Here is a 16,401-nt window from a genome sequence, read left to right on the forward strand (position 1 = left end):
AACTCTTCAGTTCAAACCTGTTACTGTTTTTCGGTTTCGTTAGAAACCGGTCGCTCACTCAAAATCACTGACGAAAGATCTGCGCTGAGTTCTTCACCCAGTCAAACCTTCCTCAATTACTTCTGTGTGAGACTCGATTACTTTCGCTATATCGGCGACCCGAAGATCACCGTGCGTCGCCATCGAGCACCCACACTTATCGGCTGTTGATTTTTAAAGAACATTCGCTAAAAAGCCGCTGTTTTCTGCTGCTTTCTTGCGTCTCCGTCGTTTGGAGAGGCCGAATTATGCGAGACCCCACACCACGCGTCAAGCGAATTCTGAAAAATATTTTTAGGTCACGCAGAGAGCCTTTTCAGCAGAGCAATTCGCAGAGAGAAGCAGAGACACTCAAAACGACTCGGTAAGTCACTCGCAGCCACTGGATCATCCCGGTGAAGGTACTGACCCTCACCTTGATCGGGTTGAGCGTATGATTGGACGAATGACATCGATCGACGCGTTCGAACACATGGTGTCCTGATGCCGACTACGAGCACGCCCCTTTTCGTCGCCACCAAGGTTTATCCGCCGCGCCTGCCCGCCGGCCTGATCGACCGGCCCAGACTCGTTGCGCTCGCCGACAAGGCGGAATCCAAACGGCTCACCGTCATCAAGGCGCCCGCGGGATTCGGCAAGACGTCGCTGGCGCTGACGTGGCTCAACCGGCTCGCGGCCAACGGCGCCGTCATTGCGTGGCTTTCGCTCGATAGCGACGACGACGAACCCACCCGCTTCTTCCATCATCTCGCGCAGGCAGTGCACAACGCGTGTCCGGATGTCGGCGCTTCCGCAATCAACCTGACGATGGAAGCATCGCTCCTGCCCGCCCAATTGATCGGCTCGACCCTGATCAACGAACTGGTCGAAGTCGACGACGAGATCTACCTCTTCATAGACGACTATCACCTCGTCAGCCTGCCTGCGATTCACGATGCCATGGCGCACTTCATCGCGAACATTCCGTCGAATACGCACGTCGTGATCTGCACTCGCACCGATCCACCGCTGCCGCTCGCGCAACTGCGCGTGAAGAATGAACTGCTGGAGATCGATGCCACGGCGCTGCGCTTCAACATCGACGAAACGCGTGACTTCGTCGAACACGAATGCCCCGGTGGCATTCACAAAGCGCACATCAAGTCGCTTTTCGCGCGCACGGAAGGCTGGGCGGCGGCATTGCGCATTTCCACCTCCGTGCTTTCGCGCGATCACGATACAGCCCCGCATGACGTGAGCCCACCCTCTGGCGCATCGCGGCCGTTCGCTGCGTACCTCGAAGACATGCTCACGCGCCTGCCAGAATACATGGTCGCGTTCATGCTGCGCACGTCGATTCTGGAACGCCTGTGCGCGCCGCTATGCGACGCCATCACCGGCACGCATGATGGCCATGACATGCTCGACACCATCTGCACGCATCAGTTGCTGCTCGATCCACTCGACATCGAAGGGCACTGGTTTCGCTATCACCATCTGATGGCCGAGTACCTGCGGCGCAGGCTGGAAACCCGGCATCGCGATGAAATCGCAGATCTGCATCGCCGCGCGTGCCAGTGGTATGCGAGCCAGCAGCAATGGACGGACGCCGTGCGGCACGCGCTCGCCGCAGGCGACACAGAGCACGCCGTGTCGCTGGTAGGAAACTGCGCGATGACGCTCGTAACGAAAGGCGACCTGCTCACCTTGCTCGGCTGGCAACGCCATTTTCCAGCGCATCTGATGCGCGGACAGGTCAAGATCACGCTCGCGATTGCATGGGGCATGGCGCTCGCCATGCGTTTCGATGAAGCGCTCGCGATGCTGGAAGACATCGAGCGCGACGCAGAAGCGAGCACGCACAAGGCCGCTATCGAAATACGCTGGGAATGCGATGCTATCCGCTCGGTGGTCGCCGGGTTACAGGATGATGGGCCCCGCGCGCTCGCGATTGCGCAAGCCTGCCTCGAACATCCTTCAACGGATAGCTGGACTACCAACGTCGCCTCCAACGTCGTGCGCTTTGCGCACTGGAAAGCAGGCAACCTGGGCGCGCTGTATGCCACGCCGTGGATTCCCTATTCCATCGAAGAAGACCAGCGCAATGTGTTCGCGTCCGTGTATCGGCTTTGCCTGCTCGGTCACGCTGAAATGCAGCAGATGCACTTCGTGCTCGCCGAACGTTATTTCACAGAATCGATCCGGCTCGCGGAACGTCATTCAGGTCCGAAGTCCATCGCGGCGGCGTTGTGCGCGCCGATGATCGCGCAGATCTGGTACGAACAGGGACGCCTCGACGAAGCCGAAGCCCTGCTCGCCGAGCTGATGCCCGTAATTGATCTGGCTGTGCTGCTTGACAGCACGTTCTTCGCCTATCGGGTGCAGGTGCGGATTGCCATCGCGCGCGCGAATTTCGAGCACGCCTACGCACTGCTCGATCATGCACAAAGACTCGGCTATATGCGCCGATGGGACCGCATGATCGCAGGCGTGCACGTTGAGCGCACGCGGCTTTATCTGCGAGAGAATCGAATCACGGAAGCATCAGCTTCTGTCGCACAACTGGAACAGCTGGCCGACTCGCGCGTCGCCGCATCGAAGCCAGCCTCGCCGGAAATCGACACCTTTCGCGCTATCGCGGTTGCTTCGCTGGCGATGGCGCAGAACCGCACGGGTGAGGCAGTCGAGTCGATCACGGCTGCATTGCACAGCGTCGAAAGCCGGCACAACGACTATCTCGCGTTGCGCCTGCGCACGGTGCTCGCGCTCGTATGGCTGCGCGCAAACGAACCGGCTCGCGCGATCGAAATCTTCCGCGACGTATTGAATGCCAATCACGAGATCTACCGGTCGATCATCGATCAGGGCTATGCTATCGGCCCGCTTCTGCAAGCCGCACGCGATGACATGCGCGCCACGTTGCAGAACAAGGAAACCATCGCGTATATCGACCGTCTGCTGAACGGCTGGCGCGCACTGCACGATCCCGACGCAAAAGCAGGCAGCGAGGCCGTGCGCGAACCTCTGAGCGCAAGAGAGCGCAGCATCATCGAACTGATTGCGCGTGGGCAGTCGAACAAGGAGATCGCACGCACGCTCGGCATCTCGCCCGAGACCGTCAAGACGTATGTGAAGAACGTGTTTGTGAAGCTGAACGTCGACAAACGCGCGCAGGCTGTGGCGCGCGCCCAGGCATTGGGACTCGTCGCGGCGAATTGATCCACGCACGCTGTCACGCGGCCAGCGTGGAGCGCCGCCCGCAAACAAACTCAAACCGCCTCTTGCCTAAGGAACCTGCGCACCACGGGCGCCACTTCATCGACACGCGAAACGAGGAACAGGTGACCATCGTCGATGACATAGAGCGTCGCATCGCGAATCCGCGCGGCGAGAATTCTGGCGTTGGTCAGCGGCACGATAGGATCGTCGCTGCCGTGCATCACGAGTGTTGGTTGGCGCAAAGCGCCGAGCCACGGCAAGCTGGTCCAACCCGATGCCGCAAGCAGCTGATACAGATAGCCGCGCCCACGCGGCGGCTGGATATGCCGGCTATGCGCCTTGAGCAGCAACGGGTCGCGCCGGTATGCGCCACCGTAAATATCGGCGCCGACTTTCTGCAAATACGCAGGATCGGTATAGCGGCGCGGCCCGATCATCTTCGACAGCACCGACAGTTTTCCCGGCACCATCAATACACCAGGCGACGTGGCCGCGAGAATCAGACGCCGGCAACGCCGCGGATAAAGACGCGCAAACTGCTGCGCAAGCGCACCGCCCCACGACACGCCGAGTACATCGACAGCACCGTCATGACCGAGCCGTGTCAGCAGCTTGTCGGCCAGCACAGACAAAGTGGAAAAGCGATATGGCACGACGGGCGCAGGAGAGCCGCCCACACCCGGCACGTCGAATATGATCACACTCACGTCTTCGAGTGCCGCGACGAACGGTTCCACCAGTTCGAGATTCGCGCCGATGCCGTTGAAGATGAGCAGCGGCGGTGACGCGTCGCTGCCCTGCCACGTTGCGACACGCAAGCTCTGTCCATCCAGATCGATCATCCGGACTTGCATGCTGCAGGCAGATTCAGGGTTGATGTGCATGCTTGTTTCCCCACATGTTCTTCTGGATGCGAACGTTCAATCGAAGCGCCAGCGTGCCGCACAGGCCGTGCCGTGTTACTTCTTCTTTGTCTGCAACAGCGCCTTCATCTCTTCGACATGCTCGGCGACCCGCTTCGTCACCACGGCAACGCTGTCCGATTGCGCGCGATAGGCCGTATCCGCAAGATCCTGCACATCGGCGAGTGCTTTTTGCAGCGTCTGCCTGACGGTTTCGCCCGTGCTTGCAACCGGCTGGCCGTCTTTCGTGACGCGCGAGAAGAACGTCTGCACGTCGCCGAGCGTGGAGCGGAGCATGTCCGACTGCTTCTGCGCCAGCGCTTGCACGCCTGCCAGTGCCGTCGTGTTGATCTCGGCCATCGCCTCGAGATCCTTGCGGCGCGATTCGATCAGCGCGCCCATATCGAGGCCAGGCAGCTTGAACTTTCCAAAGAGCTTCGTGTACTCGGTGAACATGCTGTTGGTGCGGGTAGATTCCATCTTCATTACTCCATCGGTACTGCGTTTAGAAAAGTGATCAACGTCATGCTTCCATGACGTAAGTGCCCGGCGCCTTCACGCCTGCAGGATGCTGTGTGCTGCCGATACAAGCCGGCGCAGCACGTCTTTCGCCCGAGCGCTCGCCAAGCCATGTGCGCCAGTTGTCCCACCATGAGTCCTTCTCTGCGTGGGCATTGGCAAGCCATGCGTCGGCATCGGCCGGCAGATCGGGATTGAGGAAGTACTTTGCTTTCGGATTGCCGGGCGGATTGATCAAACTCTGAATATGACCTGCCGAACTCAGCACGAAGCGCGTGTTGCCGCCAAAGATACGCGCCGTGTTGTACACGCCTTTCCATGGCGTGATGTGATCGGTCATGCCTGCCACCACATAGGTATCGCACTTCACATCGTTCAGGTCGATGGGCGTGCCCTGCACGGTCAGTGCACGCGGCTTGCAGAACAGATTGCCCGTGAAGATGTCGAGCAGTTGTCCATGCAGACGTGCGGGCAAGCGGGTCGCGTCGTTGTTCCAGTAGAGGATGTCGAATGCGGGCGGTGCCTTGCCGAGCAGATAATTGTTGACCCAGTAGTTCCAGACGAGATCGTTGGGCCGCATCCATGCGAACACGCGGCCCATTTCTTCACCGGCCAGCACGCCTTTCGAAATGCTGTTCTGCTTGGCGGCAGCAATCGCTTCGGGTGTCGCGAACAACCCGAGTTGCGAATCCGCCGTGTTGTCGAGCACGGCCACCATCAGCGTCGCGGCATGCACGCTCGTGTCGCCGCGCGCGGCGAGATGGCCGAGCAGCGCGGAGATCGTCATCGCGCCCGAACAGGCGCCGTGCAGATTGACGTCGTCGCTGCCAGTGATTTCGCGCATGGCGGCAATCGCTTCGAGCAGCGCGGCGACATAGGTATCGAGATCCCAGTGGCTTTGCTCGACAGTCGGATTGCGCCAGCTCACGGCGAACACCTGGAATTCGCTCTTCACCAGATATTCGACGATGCTCTTGCCTTCCGACAGATCGAACACGTAGAACTTGTTGATCTGCGGCGGCACGATCAGTTGCGGGCGGCTATAGACGTGTTCTGTCGCGGGCGCGTACTGGATCAACTCTAGTACTTCATTGCGAAACACCACCGCACCTGCCGACGTGCCGAGATTCTCGCCAACCTTGAATGCCGTCTTATCCACCTGTGCCGGCATGCCCTGGTTTTGCAACATATCGGTGACGAGATTGCGCACGCCGCCCAGCAGGCTCGCGCCACCTGAATCGATCACTTTTTTCAGCGCCGCGGGATTGCCGAGCAGCGTATTGGTCGGCGACAACGCATCCGTGAAAAGCGACAGCACGAACTGCGCGCGCTCCCTGGTTCTCGCATCGAGCGCGGAACGGTCGACGAAGCCTGTCAGCGCGTTGCGCCAGGCCACATAGCCCTGCATCGCCATTCTGTACATCGAGTTGTCCTGCCACGCGGGATCGGCGAAACGCTTGTCGCCGTGCGGCGGTTTGCAATCCGCGCTGCCGCCCAGCACCGCCAGCAGATCGCGCACGAGGGCGGCTTCCTGCTCGCCCACCAGCGTCGGCTGACGCAGCGCCTGCGCGCCGATCTGTTGCATCGTTGCCAGAATCTCGCGCGGGCGCAGCCCGACGAACGGGGTCGGCCCCAGCATGCCGTCGGCGGCGGACGTCGCGACATCGTCGGGTTGCGTGTTCTGCGTGTTGGGTTTTCCTGCTTTCTTCGCCACGCTCATTTCAGTCTCTGCCATGTTTCACTCCGTCTCCATCCACGTCACATCGCTCACGCCACCAGCATCGCCAGCGATTCCGCGATCAGTGCCGGTTTCTCTTCGCCTTCGATCTGCAGTTCGGTCATCGTCTTGATGATGATCCGGCCGCCCTCTTTCTTTTCCGCCGACATCAGCGTCACGCGGTTTCGCACCCGCGCGCCTGCCTTGACGGGCGTCATGAAGCGCACCTTGTCGAGGCCGTAATTCAGGCCCGCTTTTGCGTCGTCGGGAATCAGCCCCATCCCGATCGCGAGCGCCGCCAGCAGCGACAGCGTCAGATAGCCGTGCGCAATCGTGCCGCCGAACGGACTCTCGCGTTTTGCGCGCTCGACGTCGACGTGAATCCATTGCGCGTCGCCCGTGCAGGCAGCGAACGCGTCGATGCGCGCCTGATCGACGCTGACCCATTCCGACACACCCAGTTCGCGACCCACGAAGCGGTCGATCGTCGCGATGCTGTATCCGTTGATGCTCATCGTGCTTGCTCCTTCAGAGGATTCGGGTCAGGCGAACTGATCGCGCAACCACTTCTTGTTCGTCTTGCCGACACTCGTCTTCTGCAGCGCATCGACGAATCGAACCACCTGCGGCACCGCGTACTTCGAGATCTGCCCGGTCTTGCTGAAACCCAGCACATGCTGCTTGATGTCCTCTTCGCTGAGTTGCGCGTTCTGCCTCGGCACCACGAGCGCGACAGGACGCTCGCCCCACTTCTCGTCCTTGATGCCGATCACGGCGACTTCAGCCACGCCTGGATGCAGCGAAATCAGGCTTTCGATTTCGAGCGAAGAAATCCACTCGCCGCCCGACTTGATGACATCCTTGATGCGATCGGTGATCTGCACGTTGCCCGTCGTATCGATGTTCGCGATGTCCTGCGTATGCAGATAGCCGCCTGCCCACAATTGCGCGGACGCTTCCGGATTGTTCAGATAACCCTGCGTGAGCCACGGCGTGCGCACGACGATCTCGCCATACGCCTTGCCGTCGTGCGCGACGTCTTCCATGTGTTCGTTGACGATGCGCAAATCGACGAGCGGCACCGGATAGCCGGTCTTGCAGCGCAGTCGCACTTCTTCATCGAGATCGAGCGGCTCCGTATGCGGCGGCAGTTGCGCAAGGCTCAAGACTGGACACGTCTCCGACATCCCATAGCCTGTGAATACGTCGATACCGCGATCGAGCGCAGCGCGTGCGAGTCCATGCGGCAGCGCGCCGCCGCCGATCACGACTTTCCATTGGCTGAAATCGACGTGCTTCGCTTCGTCGCACGAGAGCAGCATGTGCAGGATCGTGCTGACGCAGTGCGAGAACGTGACGCCTTCGTCGCGCACCAGTTGCGCGAGACGCTCGGGCACATAACGGCCCGGATACACCTGCTTTACGCCGAGCACGGTCGCGATGTAAGGCATGCCCCACGCGTGCACGTGGAACATCGGCGTGAGCGGCATATAGACGTCGCCGCGATGAAAGCGCTGGCCCGATACCGGGCTGGCGAGCGCCGCCATCAGCGTGACGGTATGCAGCACCAGCTGACGATGCGAGAAGTACACGCCTTTCGGCAAGCCCGTTGTGCCCGTCGTGTAGAACGTCGTGGCACGGGTGTTTTCGTCGAAGTCGGGGAAGTCGTAGTGCGTCGCGCTGGCGGCGAGCATCGCTTCGTATTCCGTCGTGAACGGGATGGTGTGCGCGCAGGCATCGCTGCCAGGTTCGTCGATCCACACAAAGGTGCGGACGGTTTCGAGTTGATCCCTGATCGCTTCAACGACGGGCAGGAAGTCCGTATGCACGAACAGCACGTCTGCGCCCGCATGATTGATCGTGTAGGCGATCTCCGCCTGCGACAGCCGCACGTTCACCGTCTGCAGCACGGCGCCCATCATCGGCACCGCGAAGTACGACTCCAGATAGCGATGGCTATCCCAATCCATCACCGCGACGGTGCTGCCGTGGCGCACGCCCAGCGCGTGCAGGCCGTTCGCAAGCCGCGCGATGCGCTCGCGCAGCATCGTGTAGCTGATCCGCAGCTGGCCGCGGTAGACGATCTCCTGATCCGGCGCCTGAACGAACGGCGTGTGCAGCAAATGCTTGATCAGCAGCGGATAGGCGTAAGGGGATGGCGTCGATTCGTGCCCGGCGTCCAGCATCGGTGTCTCCTGAAGTCATGGGAATGACTCGGGCGCGCACAGGTCCGTCGAGGCAGGCCGCGCCCGGTGCATTCCGGGTGAGGCCATGATCGGCGGGTTCGGAGGGAGGCAATATCCCCTGAACGGGGGAGTCCCATGCGACGGCCGCCTGGAGACAATGCGGCTTGAGGCATGCAGGAAGGTGATGCGGAAGGAAACGCGCCTTGCTTACGGTGAGCCTACGACCTGGACAGACCCACGCTCGCCACACGCAGCCGTTCGATGTCGAGAATCTGGATCTCGCCGAACTTCACGCTGATGATCTGCTGGCTTTCGAGGCTCTTGAGCAACTGGTTGGTGGTTTGCCGCGACAGCGACACCATCGAGGCAAGACTGTCCTGCGAGAGCCGGATCCGGCTCTGTGTCGCGTTGAGGCCGTCATAGCCTTCGGCGATCAGCAGCAGACGGCTGGCGACGCGTTGCGCCGCAGGCTGAAGCGCGAGCGATTCCGTGCTCTTGAACGACAGTCGCAGGCGCTGCGCCATCAGCAGCGCGAAGTCGCGCCAGTAGCGCGGCGTGGTGTCGAGCAGATTTTTCAGCGCGGCTTCCGGCACATGCAGGAAGAGTGAACGGCTCATGGCAATGGCGTCGTGCGGACGCGGCAAGCCGTCGAACATCGAGATTTCGCCGACCCATGCAGTCGGACCGAGCACGGCAAGCAGCGATTCCTTGCCGTCGATGCCAACCGTGCCGACCGATAGCGCGCCTTCGAGCACGGCATACAAGCCATAGGAAGGCTCGCCGTATCGATACAGCAACTGGCCTTTTTCGAGCCGCACCAGCGTGGCGTGGCTCATCAGATAGTCCTGCAATTCGACGGGCAAGCCGCGAAACCAGGGCGTCGATTCGAGTTGAGGACGATAGTGAAGCAGCCTGGGTTCCATGTGCTTGTCGACGTGTCGGCTATGCGACAGATTTTACGCGGGATTGCCGACATCATGCGTTCACGGCTTGGGCCGCCAGCGCAATCAGACGCGCTGTTTTGCAGACGCACGAACCATTGAACAAGGAGTCTCGACGTGAACGCAACCGATGTCAGCCTGAAGCATGCAGTGTCCCCCGCCGAATGGGAAGCCCGAGTCAACCTGGCAGCCGCCTACCGGCTGGTCGCGCTGTTCGGCTGGGATGACCTCGTGTTCACGCATATCTCGGCACGCGTGCCCGGCCCGGAACACCACTTCCTCATCAACCCGTACGGCATGATGTTCGATGAGATCACGGCATCGTCGCTGGTCAAGGTCGATCTCGACGGTCGCAAGGTCTCCGAGTCGCCGTATGACGTGAATCCCGCGGGCTTCAATATCCACAGCGCGGTACATGCAGCGCGCGAGGATGCGCTTTGCGTGATGCATACGCATTCGGTCAACGGCGCTGCTGTGTCGGCACAGGAAGCGGGCTTGCTGCCGTTGTCGCAGCAATCGCTGGTGGTGCTCGCGTCGCTCGGCTATCACAACTACGAAGGCATCGCGCTCAACGAAGACGAAAAGCCCCGGCTCGTGCGCGACCTCGGCAGCAACAGCTATCTGATGCTGCGCAATCACGGCCTGCTGACGGTCGGCGCATCGGCTGCCGATGCGTTCGTCGCGATGTACTTCTTCGAGGCGTCGTGCATGATCCAGGTTCGCGCGCAGGCTGGCGGCGGCAAGCTGCTGCCGATCGCCCAACCGATCCTCGATGGCATCGCGCAGCAAGCCGCACAGGCGACGCGTGGCGTGAGCGCAGGACAACTCGTATGGCCGGGCCTGCTGCGGCGGCTCGACCGGCGTAACCCCGGCTATGCGGACTGACGCATAGCAGTTGAAAGCACCGATGCGGGAACTGGGCGGCGGACACGTCATGGGCCGCGCCTGCCGCCCAGCGCATCGACAGGTTTGGACAGCGGCCTCATCGGGATATGGCATGGCGAAGATCTGTATTTATGGCGCGGGATCGATTGGCTGTTACGTCGGCGGGCGGCTGCTCGCCGGTGGCAGCGACGTCACCTTCATCGCACGCGAACGCGTGGGCAATCTGCTGCGCCAGCATGGGCTGACGCTGTCACAGTTCGGCGAGCGCCGCTGGTCGGTGCCGCCCGAACGCATCGATGTATCGACGGATTTCAGCGCGGCGGCCGCTGCCGATCTCGTGCTCGTCACCGTCAAGTCCGCAGCGACGCCGACCGTCGCAGCCGAACTGGCCGGCGTGCTGCGGCCCGGCACGATCGTGGTCAGCTTCCAGAACGGCGTCGGCAACGCCGACGTCCTGCGTGCAGCCTTGCCGATCCAGACGGTGCTCGAAGGCATGGTGCCGTTCAACGTGATCGAGCGCGGACCCGGTGCCTATCATCAGGGATCGCGCGGCGAACTCGAGATCAAGCGCGCTCCCGGCTTGCAGCCGTTCGTTGGTGACTTCGAGCGGGCAGGCTTGCCGCTGCAACAGCACGCCGACATGCTGCCCGTTCAATGGGCCAAGCTGCTGCTCAACCTCAACAACGCGATCAACGCGCTGTCGAACCGGCCGCTGAAGGAAGAGCTGTCGCCGCGCGCGTAGCGCCGCTGCCTCGGCATGGCGCAAGCGGAAACGCTTGCGCTGCTCGCGCGCGCCGGCATTCGGCCGGCCCGGTTGACGCCCGTTCCGCCCACATGGATGCCGCGCTTTCTGGCCTTACCCGACGCGTGGTTCGCGCGCGTGGCCCGCGCGATGCTGACCATCGATCCCCTCGCGCGCTCGTCCATGTCCGACGATCTCGCAGCGGAACGTGCGACGGAAGTCGACTGGATCAATGGCGAAGTCGTGAAGCTCGCCCATCGTCTCGGCCTCAGCGCGCCCGTGAACGCGCGCCTCTGCCAGCTCGTGCACGAAGCCGAGCAAAGCGAGGCACGCCCTTCGTGGACAGGCGACGCGCTGCTGGCCGAACTGCTCGCAGCTTCGCGCGGCGTGACGGCAGGGAACCAGCGCTTGCCCGCGTAATGGGCCTTGCACCGAGCGACCGAGATGGCGACCATGACCGACATGTCTGAAGCGATGCGCACGAACCAGTGGTTCAGTGCGTTGCCGCCCGCCGCGCAGGAAGCGCTGATGCGCCAATGCGAAACGGTGACCGTCCATGCGGGCGAGTACGTGTTCCGCCGCGGCGACACGCCTAACGGTTTCTACGGCCTGAAGTGCGGCAAGCTGAAGGCCTGCACGCTGCGTGAAGACGGCAAGGAGGCGATCCTTGCCGTGATCGAGCCGGGCAACTGGTTCGGCCAGACTTCATTGACCAGCCGGCAGCCGCGCCTGCGTGACGTCGTCGCGCTCGAACGGTCGAGCCTGTTCGTGGTCCGCCCGCAAGCGTTCGACGCATTGATGCAGAACCCCGCCTTCTTCCGTGCGATTGCGGAGTTGCAGGTCATTCACATGAACTGGCTTTATCGCATGGTCGAAGATGCGACGCTGCATTCGACACGCGCACGCATTGCGCGCCGCCTGCTGCTGCTCGCTTCGGGCGACGTGACCATGCTGTCGCATAGCCGCCCGGACGTCGCCGTATCGCATGACACGCTCGCGATGATGCTCGGCATCACGCGCCAGACGCTCTCGCTGGAACTCAAGGCGATGGCGGAACAAGGCGCAATTGTCCTTCGGTACGGCCGGATCGAAATCTGTTCGAAGGACATGCTGTGCTCTTTCCAGGAATCCCACTGATCCCGCTCACGCGCGCCCATGCGGGCCCACGTGAGCGCGTGTGAACGCCCGCCTAGAACGTGTGCCGCAACCCGACCATGAGGCCCAGCTGGGTCGTGCCGTAGGCCGAGCTCAATGCGCTGATGCCCTGGAACTGCGCGCCCACCATGCCGCCGCGATACAGCGAGTAATCGGCTTCCACATACGTGTCCGTGCGCTTCGACAGGTTGTAGTCCGCGACCAGCTGGAACTGCGTAGCATTGCCGTCGGCGGGCTGGGTTTTGCCTGTCTGGATCGTGCGCCACACGTTGGCCGACAGATGCGTTGAATCGCCCACCTGTTGCGTGACGCCGCCGAAGTACATCTTGCGCGAGCTGAACGTGTTGAACTTCAGCGCGGTGAGTTCCGGTCCAGAAAACGGACCGTTCGGGAAGTTGCCGACAAAGCCATCGTCCTGGCGGTTAACGGCCCAGCCGGCCATCAGCGTGGTGCTGCCGAAGCTGTACGAACCGCCCGCCGTCCACGACTTCAGATGCGCCGATCCATTCACGGCATCGCGCGAATCGAGGTAGGCAGCGGCGAGGCGCAACGGCGCGCCGGGCAGATAGATCAGCGATGCACCAATCTGGCTACCCGAGCCGAACGCACCCGCATTGCCGCCGAACGCATACGAGACTTCCGCTGTCAGGTACTGCCAGCGTGCCGCGTACTTGACCATGTTGCTGGTCCACACGCCCTGCGCCATCATGACTTCCGGGCGGAACTGATAGAAAGTCGGCAACCAGGGATTCGTGATGTAGGCGCTCAGCACCGCATCGGAGAGTGGATTGATCTGCCGGCCCATCGTGAGCTTGCCGTAGGTGCTGGATTGCAGGCCCACGAACGCCGTATTGAAGAACGGATAGGCTGGATCGATCACGCCCGAGTTTGGAAAGAAGCGATCCTCGAGTTCGAAGATCGCCTTGTTTCCACCGCCGAGATCTTCCGTTCCCTTGAAGCCGAACACGCTTTCCGTTGCGCCGCCGTTGGCGAGCCGGACAGCGGAATCACCTTGCGGGTCCGCGTGAGTTGTGTAGCGAATCCCTGTATCGACAACACCGTAGAGCGTTACGGATGACTGGGCGCTCGCTGGCGCCGGCAGTGTCGCTGTCGATATCACACCTGCGACGAGTCCGCTTCTTCGAGCGGTTTTGCACAGCATTCTCCTGACCTTCTTCATGCCTCATCTCCACCATTATGATTATGTCGTACAACAAACTATCTGGACGGGGACGGTGAGGGTTTTGCCTGCGCAGAGCCGCTGCACCGTGCGTCCGGCGTCATCTCGACGCCACACCTATACGGTGCCCGGAAAATATCGCGGCAACTGCCAGAAAATTTACAATTCGAGGAAGGGCTGCCAGTCGGCGCGGCCAGTTTCTTTCTGCGGGCATCTGCGTACCGCAGAAAAAGTGCAAGCTCAGGCGCGGTGCTTGCTGGGCAAGTAGCCCTGAGACGGCGCATCAACGATGCGCTCGAACGTCACAGACCACTCGACGGCATGTTCAAATCCAGGAGAGACACATGGAAACCACCAAGGCAGAAGGCACGCTTCGCGAAGCAGCGGGAGCCGTCAAGGAAACGGTCGGCTCACTGACGGGCGACGCCGGATTGCAGATCGAAGGCAAAGTCGACGAGCTGCGCGGCAAGGCGCAGCAATTGTGCGGCGACGCAGTGGGTCTGGCCCGCGACGCGATGTCGACCCGTCCCCTCGCCGTGCTGGCGGGCGCGACTGCACTAGGTTTCGTGATAGGCGCCCTCTGGGCAGGCAAGCGTGATCGCGACGAATAACCTGGCGCCGGACACGTGACGCCGGGAAACGGGATCAGGTCGATCGCGGGAAGCTGAAGGTCGCAAAAAACGGCATCAGTTGCCCGCGTCGACGGGGGGATCGTCCGCGATCCAGTCGCTGACTTCCGGACGTACGCTGAAGGTGGGTGTGTTCAACCAGGCTTCGAACCACGTCCGCCAGTGCTTCCACCGCTCGGCATCCATCACGAAGTGCTCATAGCGTGGCCCCGGCGCCGTCTCGTGGATCAGAACGTAGGCGAGAGCGTGCCCATTCCAGTAAGCAACCAGTTCATCGGAGAGATCGGCGGTCACGTCTGCACCATGATCGCGCAGCACCTCGCCGATCTTTTCCTCGAACGCCTTGCGCGTCATTGTCATCGTCATCGCAGTCTCCCCTGCAGTCTTTCTTTTTTAGCCGACAACCCGTCCGTTTGCCATGCATCTGCCGTTGCCGACTGCACGCAGGCACGCAGGTACGCGGCTAGTCGTTTAGCGCCTGCATGGCCGCCATCCGGCGCTCCTGGCGCAGCAACACGTCGCGGTAGATGCCGGGCCGGCGCGCCAGTTCGGCGGGTGCACCATCGTCGACCAGCCGGCCATGCTGGATCACGACGATACGATCGAAATTCTGCAACGTCGAGAGCCGATGAGCAATCGCAACCACCGTGCGGCCCTTCATCAGCCGGTCCAATGGCTGCTGGATCATCGCTTCCGATTCGCTGTCGAGCGCGGACGTCGCCTCGTCGAGCAGCAGGATCGGCGCGTCTTTGAGAAACGCCCGTGCAATCGCGATGCGTTGCCGTTGCCCGCCCGACAGCCGCGTCCCGCGCTCGCCCACGACGGTCAGCAAGCCGTCGGGCAGCGAGTGAATCAGTTCGAGGCAATTGGCATGCTCGCATGCTTGCAGCACATCGCCTTCGCTCGCGTCGGGACGGCCATAGCGAAGATTGTCGAGCAGCGTGCGATTGAAGAGCGAAATGTCTTGCGGCACGACACCGACCGCATCATGCAAGCTGGCCAGGCTGATGTCGTGCAAACGCTGACCCGAAATGCACACGGCCCCGGCGCCGGACGGCGGATCGAACGATCTTTGCAACAGCGCAAGCACGGTCGTTTTCCCTGCGCCCGATGGGCCGACCAGCCCGACGCGCTGACCGGCATCGATATGAAGGCTGAAGTGATCCAGCACGCGGCGGCGGCCCGGATACGAGAAGCTGACATTCTCGAAATCGATGTTCGCATCACGGACCTGCAGCGGTCGAATACCCATCCTCTCTTCCATCTCGCGCGGCACCAGCAACGCCTGCGCCGCTTCGGCAAGACGCGCCACATGCTGCACCATATCCACCAGCGCCACCGCGAGATCGCGCGTGCCGTGCAGGATCGCAAAGCCCAGCGAACTGACGAGCACGACATCGCCCGTGGTCGCTCGACCTTGCGTCCAGAGCCATAGCACCCAGGCAAGCAGACCGCACGACAGCACGGCCGTGATGACGGCATGCACCAGCCTGAGCATCTCGAGGTGCCGAAGGCTCGACTGCCGCGCAGCCATTTCCTGCTCGAGGATCGATCCGATGCGTTCGGACTCTCGCGTGGTGGCGTCGAAGGTGCGCACAGTCGGCATGTTGCCGATGACATCGACGAGTTCGCCATCGACAGAAGCCGCGCGCGACGCGAATTCCATGTGACGCGCGGCGCCCTGCCTGGCAAGCCAGAACAGAAACGCCGTCATGCACGCGGAAATGCCGACCAGCGCAAGCGCCATCCCCACGCTCACCCAGCCGATCAGTACGATCGCCCCTATCACGGACAGCAGCGGCGGCAGCGCATTCCATGCTGAAAGGTTCTCGATGGTGAAGACCGCGTTAGCCGTCGCCGAGATGCGGCTTGCGAGCGTGCCAGGTTGCAGATTCGAGAAATATCCCTGCGAATGGCCGATCAGATAGCCGAACAGTTCGCGCCGCACGTCACCCGTGACGGCCACGAAGGTCCGCACGCTGGCCCAGCCTGCAAGACGCCAGAACAGGTTGTCGGCAAACAGCAGCGCGACGATCACCAGAAACGCGTCGACCACATGGCGCGTGTGCGTGCGCCCATCGGGCAACGCGTCGATCAGGTTCTTGATTGCATACTGCGAACCCAGCGAACACGCCACGGCCGCCACGATGCTGGCGATCACGATGGCATGCTGGACCCGGTGCTGACTCGCGTAGCGCAGCAGCAATCCGATGGGCCTGCCCGCGTACGCCGCAAGTGCCTTCGCGCGCCTGCCTCGCGTAGGCATGGACGCGCCGGCCCGCGCGCCCTGTGGAAATGGCAAGCTCAT

The 16,401-nt window shown here is 62.0% G+C and carries 14 protein-coding genes and 1 pseudogene; 6 read left to right on the forward strand and 9 right to left on the reverse strand.

What is annotated here, in order from left to right:
* On the forward strand, nt 1-210 hold a 210-nt coding region (locus DK391_RS44900; RefSeq protein WP_204117393.1), incomplete at its 5' end, for a hypothetical protein.
* Between the two features lie 312 nt (nt 211-522).
* Nucleotides 523-3,237 (forward strand): LuxR C-terminal-related transcriptional regulator, encoded by a 2,715-nt coding sequence (locus DK391_RS18940; protein WP_109479508.1) that lies wholly within the window; start codon nt 523-525, stop codon nt 3,235-3,237.
* Nucleotides 3,238-3,287: 50 nt separating this feature from the next.
* Here the strand turns inward: DK391_RS18940 and phaZ are convergent, their stop codons facing one another.
* From phaZ to DK391_RS18970, 6 genes are all read right to left on the reverse strand, one after another.
* Nucleotides 3,288-4,121 (reverse strand): poly(3-hydroxyalkanoate) depolymerase, encoded by an 834-nt coding sequence (gene phaZ, locus DK391_RS18945; protein WP_109479509.1) that lies wholly within the window; start codon nt 4,119-4,121, stop codon nt 3,288-3,290.
* A gap of 75 nt (nt 4,122-4,196) precedes the next feature.
* Nucleotides 4,197-4,619 (reverse strand): phasin family protein, encoded by a 423-nt coding sequence (locus DK391_RS18950; protein WP_109479510.1) that lies wholly within the window; start codon nt 4,617-4,619, stop codon nt 4,197-4,199.
* Nucleotides 4,620-4,662: 43 nt separating this feature from the next.
* Nucleotides 4,663-6,393, reverse strand: a complete 1,731-nt coding sequence (locus tag DK391_RS18955; RefSeq protein ID WP_109479511.1) for an alpha/beta fold hydrolase — start codon at nt 6,391-6,393, stop codon at nt 4,663-4,665.
* 32 nt (nt 6,394-6,425) lie between these two features.
* A complete protein-coding gene (locus DK391_RS18960; protein WP_109479512.1) occupies nt 6,426-6,890 on the reverse strand; it encodes a MaoC family dehydratase in 465 nt (154 codons plus the stop codon).
* A gap of 27 nt (nt 6,891-6,917) precedes the next feature.
* Nucleotides 6,918-8,561 carry a fatty acid--CoA ligase gene (locus DK391_RS18965; protein WP_109479513.1) on the reverse strand — a complete coding sequence of 548 codons (1,644 nt, stop codon included), beginning with the start codon at nt 8,559-8,561 and terminating at the stop codon, nt 6,918-6,920.
* A gap of 218 nt (nt 8,562-8,779) precedes the next feature.
* Complete coding sequence (locus tag DK391_RS18970; protein ID WP_109479514.1) at nt 8,780-9,484, reverse strand: Crp/Fnr family transcriptional regulator; 705 nt, start codon at nt 9,482-9,484, stop codon at nt 8,780-8,782.
* Between the two features lie 135 nt (nt 9,485-9,619).
* Here DK391_RS18970 and DK391_RS18975 point away from each other — a divergent pair, with 135 nt between their 5' ends.
* The 3 genes and pseudogenes from DK391_RS18975 (at nt 9,620) to DK391_RS18985 (ending at nt 12,266) form a co-directional block, all read left to right on the forward strand.
* Nucleotides 9,620-10,387: a class II aldolase/adducin family protein gene (locus DK391_RS18975; protein ID WP_109479515.1), complete on the forward strand. Its 768-nt coding sequence runs from the start codon at nt 9,620-9,622 to the stop codon at nt 10,385-10,387.
* Nucleotides 10,388-10,499: 112 nt separating this feature from the next.
* Nucleotides 10,500-11,549: pseudogene (locus tag DK391_RS18980) on the forward strand (2-dehydropantoate 2-reductase).
* Nucleotides 11,550-11,582: 33 nt separating this feature from the next.
* Nucleotides 11,583-12,266 (forward strand): Crp/Fnr family transcriptional regulator, encoded by a 684-nt coding sequence (locus DK391_RS18985; RefSeq protein WP_239482881.1) that lies wholly within the window; start codon nt 11,583-11,585, stop codon nt 12,264-12,266.
* A 52-nt stretch (nt 12,267-12,318) separates the two neighbouring features.
* Here the strand turns inward: DK391_RS18985 and DK391_RS18990 are convergent, their stop codons facing one another.
* Complete coding sequence (locus tag DK391_RS18990; protein ID WP_109479516.1) at nt 12,319-13,464, reverse strand: porin; 1,146 nt, start codon at nt 13,462-13,464, stop codon at nt 12,319-12,321.
* Between the two features lie 344 nt (nt 13,465-13,808).
* Between DK391_RS18990 and DK391_RS18995 the strand changes: the two genes are divergently transcribed.
* On the forward strand, nt 13,809-14,075 hold the full coding sequence (locus DK391_RS18995) for a CsbD family protein (protein WP_109479517.1): 267 nt from the start codon (nt 13,809-13,811) through the stop codon (nt 14,073-14,075).
* Nucleotides 14,076-14,150: 75 nt separating this feature from the next.
* Here DK391_RS18995 and DK391_RS19000 read toward each other — a convergent pair whose 3' ends face one another.
* Both DK391_RS19000 and DK391_RS19005 read right to left on the reverse strand, forming a co-directional pair.
* On the reverse strand, nt 14,151-14,459 hold the full coding sequence (locus DK391_RS19000) for a hypothetical protein (protein ID WP_239482882.1): 309 nt from the start codon (nt 14,457-14,459) through the stop codon (nt 14,151-14,153).
* Nucleotides 14,460-14,556: 97 nt separating this feature from the next.
* Complete coding sequence (locus tag DK391_RS19005; RefSeq protein ID WP_343225433.1) at nt 14,557-16,359, reverse strand: ABC transporter ATP-binding protein; 1,803 nt, start codon at nt 16,357-16,359, stop codon at nt 14,557-14,559.
* Nucleotides 16,360-16,401: the final 42 nt, after the last annotated feature.

The sequence above is a fragment of the Paraburkholderia sp. C35 genome (assembly GCF_003121405.1).
Taxonomy (GTDB): Bacteria; Pseudomonadota; Gammaproteobacteria; order Burkholderiales; family Burkholderiaceae; genus Paraburkholderia.

Coding starts and splice junctions, on each gene's coding strand:
- DK391_RS18940 (WP_109479508.1), top strand. CDS start 523: ATGCCGACTACGAGCACGCCCCTTTTCGTCGCCACCAAGGTTTATCCG.
- phaZ (WP_109479509.1), bottom strand. CDS start 4,121: ATGCACATCAACCCTGAATCTGCCTGCAGCATGCAAGTCCGGATGATC.
- DK391_RS18950 (WP_109479510.1), bottom strand. CDS start 4,619: ATGGAATCTACCCGCACCAACAGCATGTTCACCGAGTACACGAAGCTC.
- DK391_RS18955 (WP_109479511.1), bottom strand. CDS start 6,393: ATGGCAGAGACTGAAATGAGCGTGGCGAAGAAAGCAGGAAAACCCAAC.
- DK391_RS18960 (WP_109479512.1), bottom strand. CDS start 6,890: ATGAGCATCAACGGATACAGCATCGCGACGATCGACCGCTTCGTGGGT.
- DK391_RS18965 (WP_109479513.1), bottom strand. CDS start 8,561: ATGCTGGACGCCGGGCACGAATCGACGCCATCCCCTTACGCCTATCCG.
- DK391_RS18970 (WP_109479514.1), bottom strand. CDS start 9,484: ATGGAACCCAGGCTGCTTCACTATCGTCCTCAACTCGAATCGACGCCC.
- DK391_RS18985 (WP_239482881.1), top strand. CDS start 11,583: ATGACCGACATGTCTGAAGCGATGCGCACGAACCAGTGGTTCAGTGCG.
- DK391_RS18990 (WP_109479516.1), bottom strand. CDS start 13,464: ATGAAGAAGGTCAGGAGAATGCTGTGCAAAACCGCTCGAAGAAGCGGA.
- DK391_RS18995 (WP_109479517.1), top strand. CDS start 13,809: ATGGAAACCACCAAGGCAGAAGGCACGCTTCGCGAAGCAGCGGGAGCC.
- DK391_RS19000 (WP_239482882.1), bottom strand. CDS start 14,459: ATGACGATGACAATGACGCGCAAGGCGTTCGAGGAAAAGATCGGCGAG.
- DK391_RS19005 (WP_343225433.1), bottom strand. CDS start 16,359: ATGCCTACGCGAGGCAGGCGCGCGAAGGCACTTGCGGCGTACGCGGGC.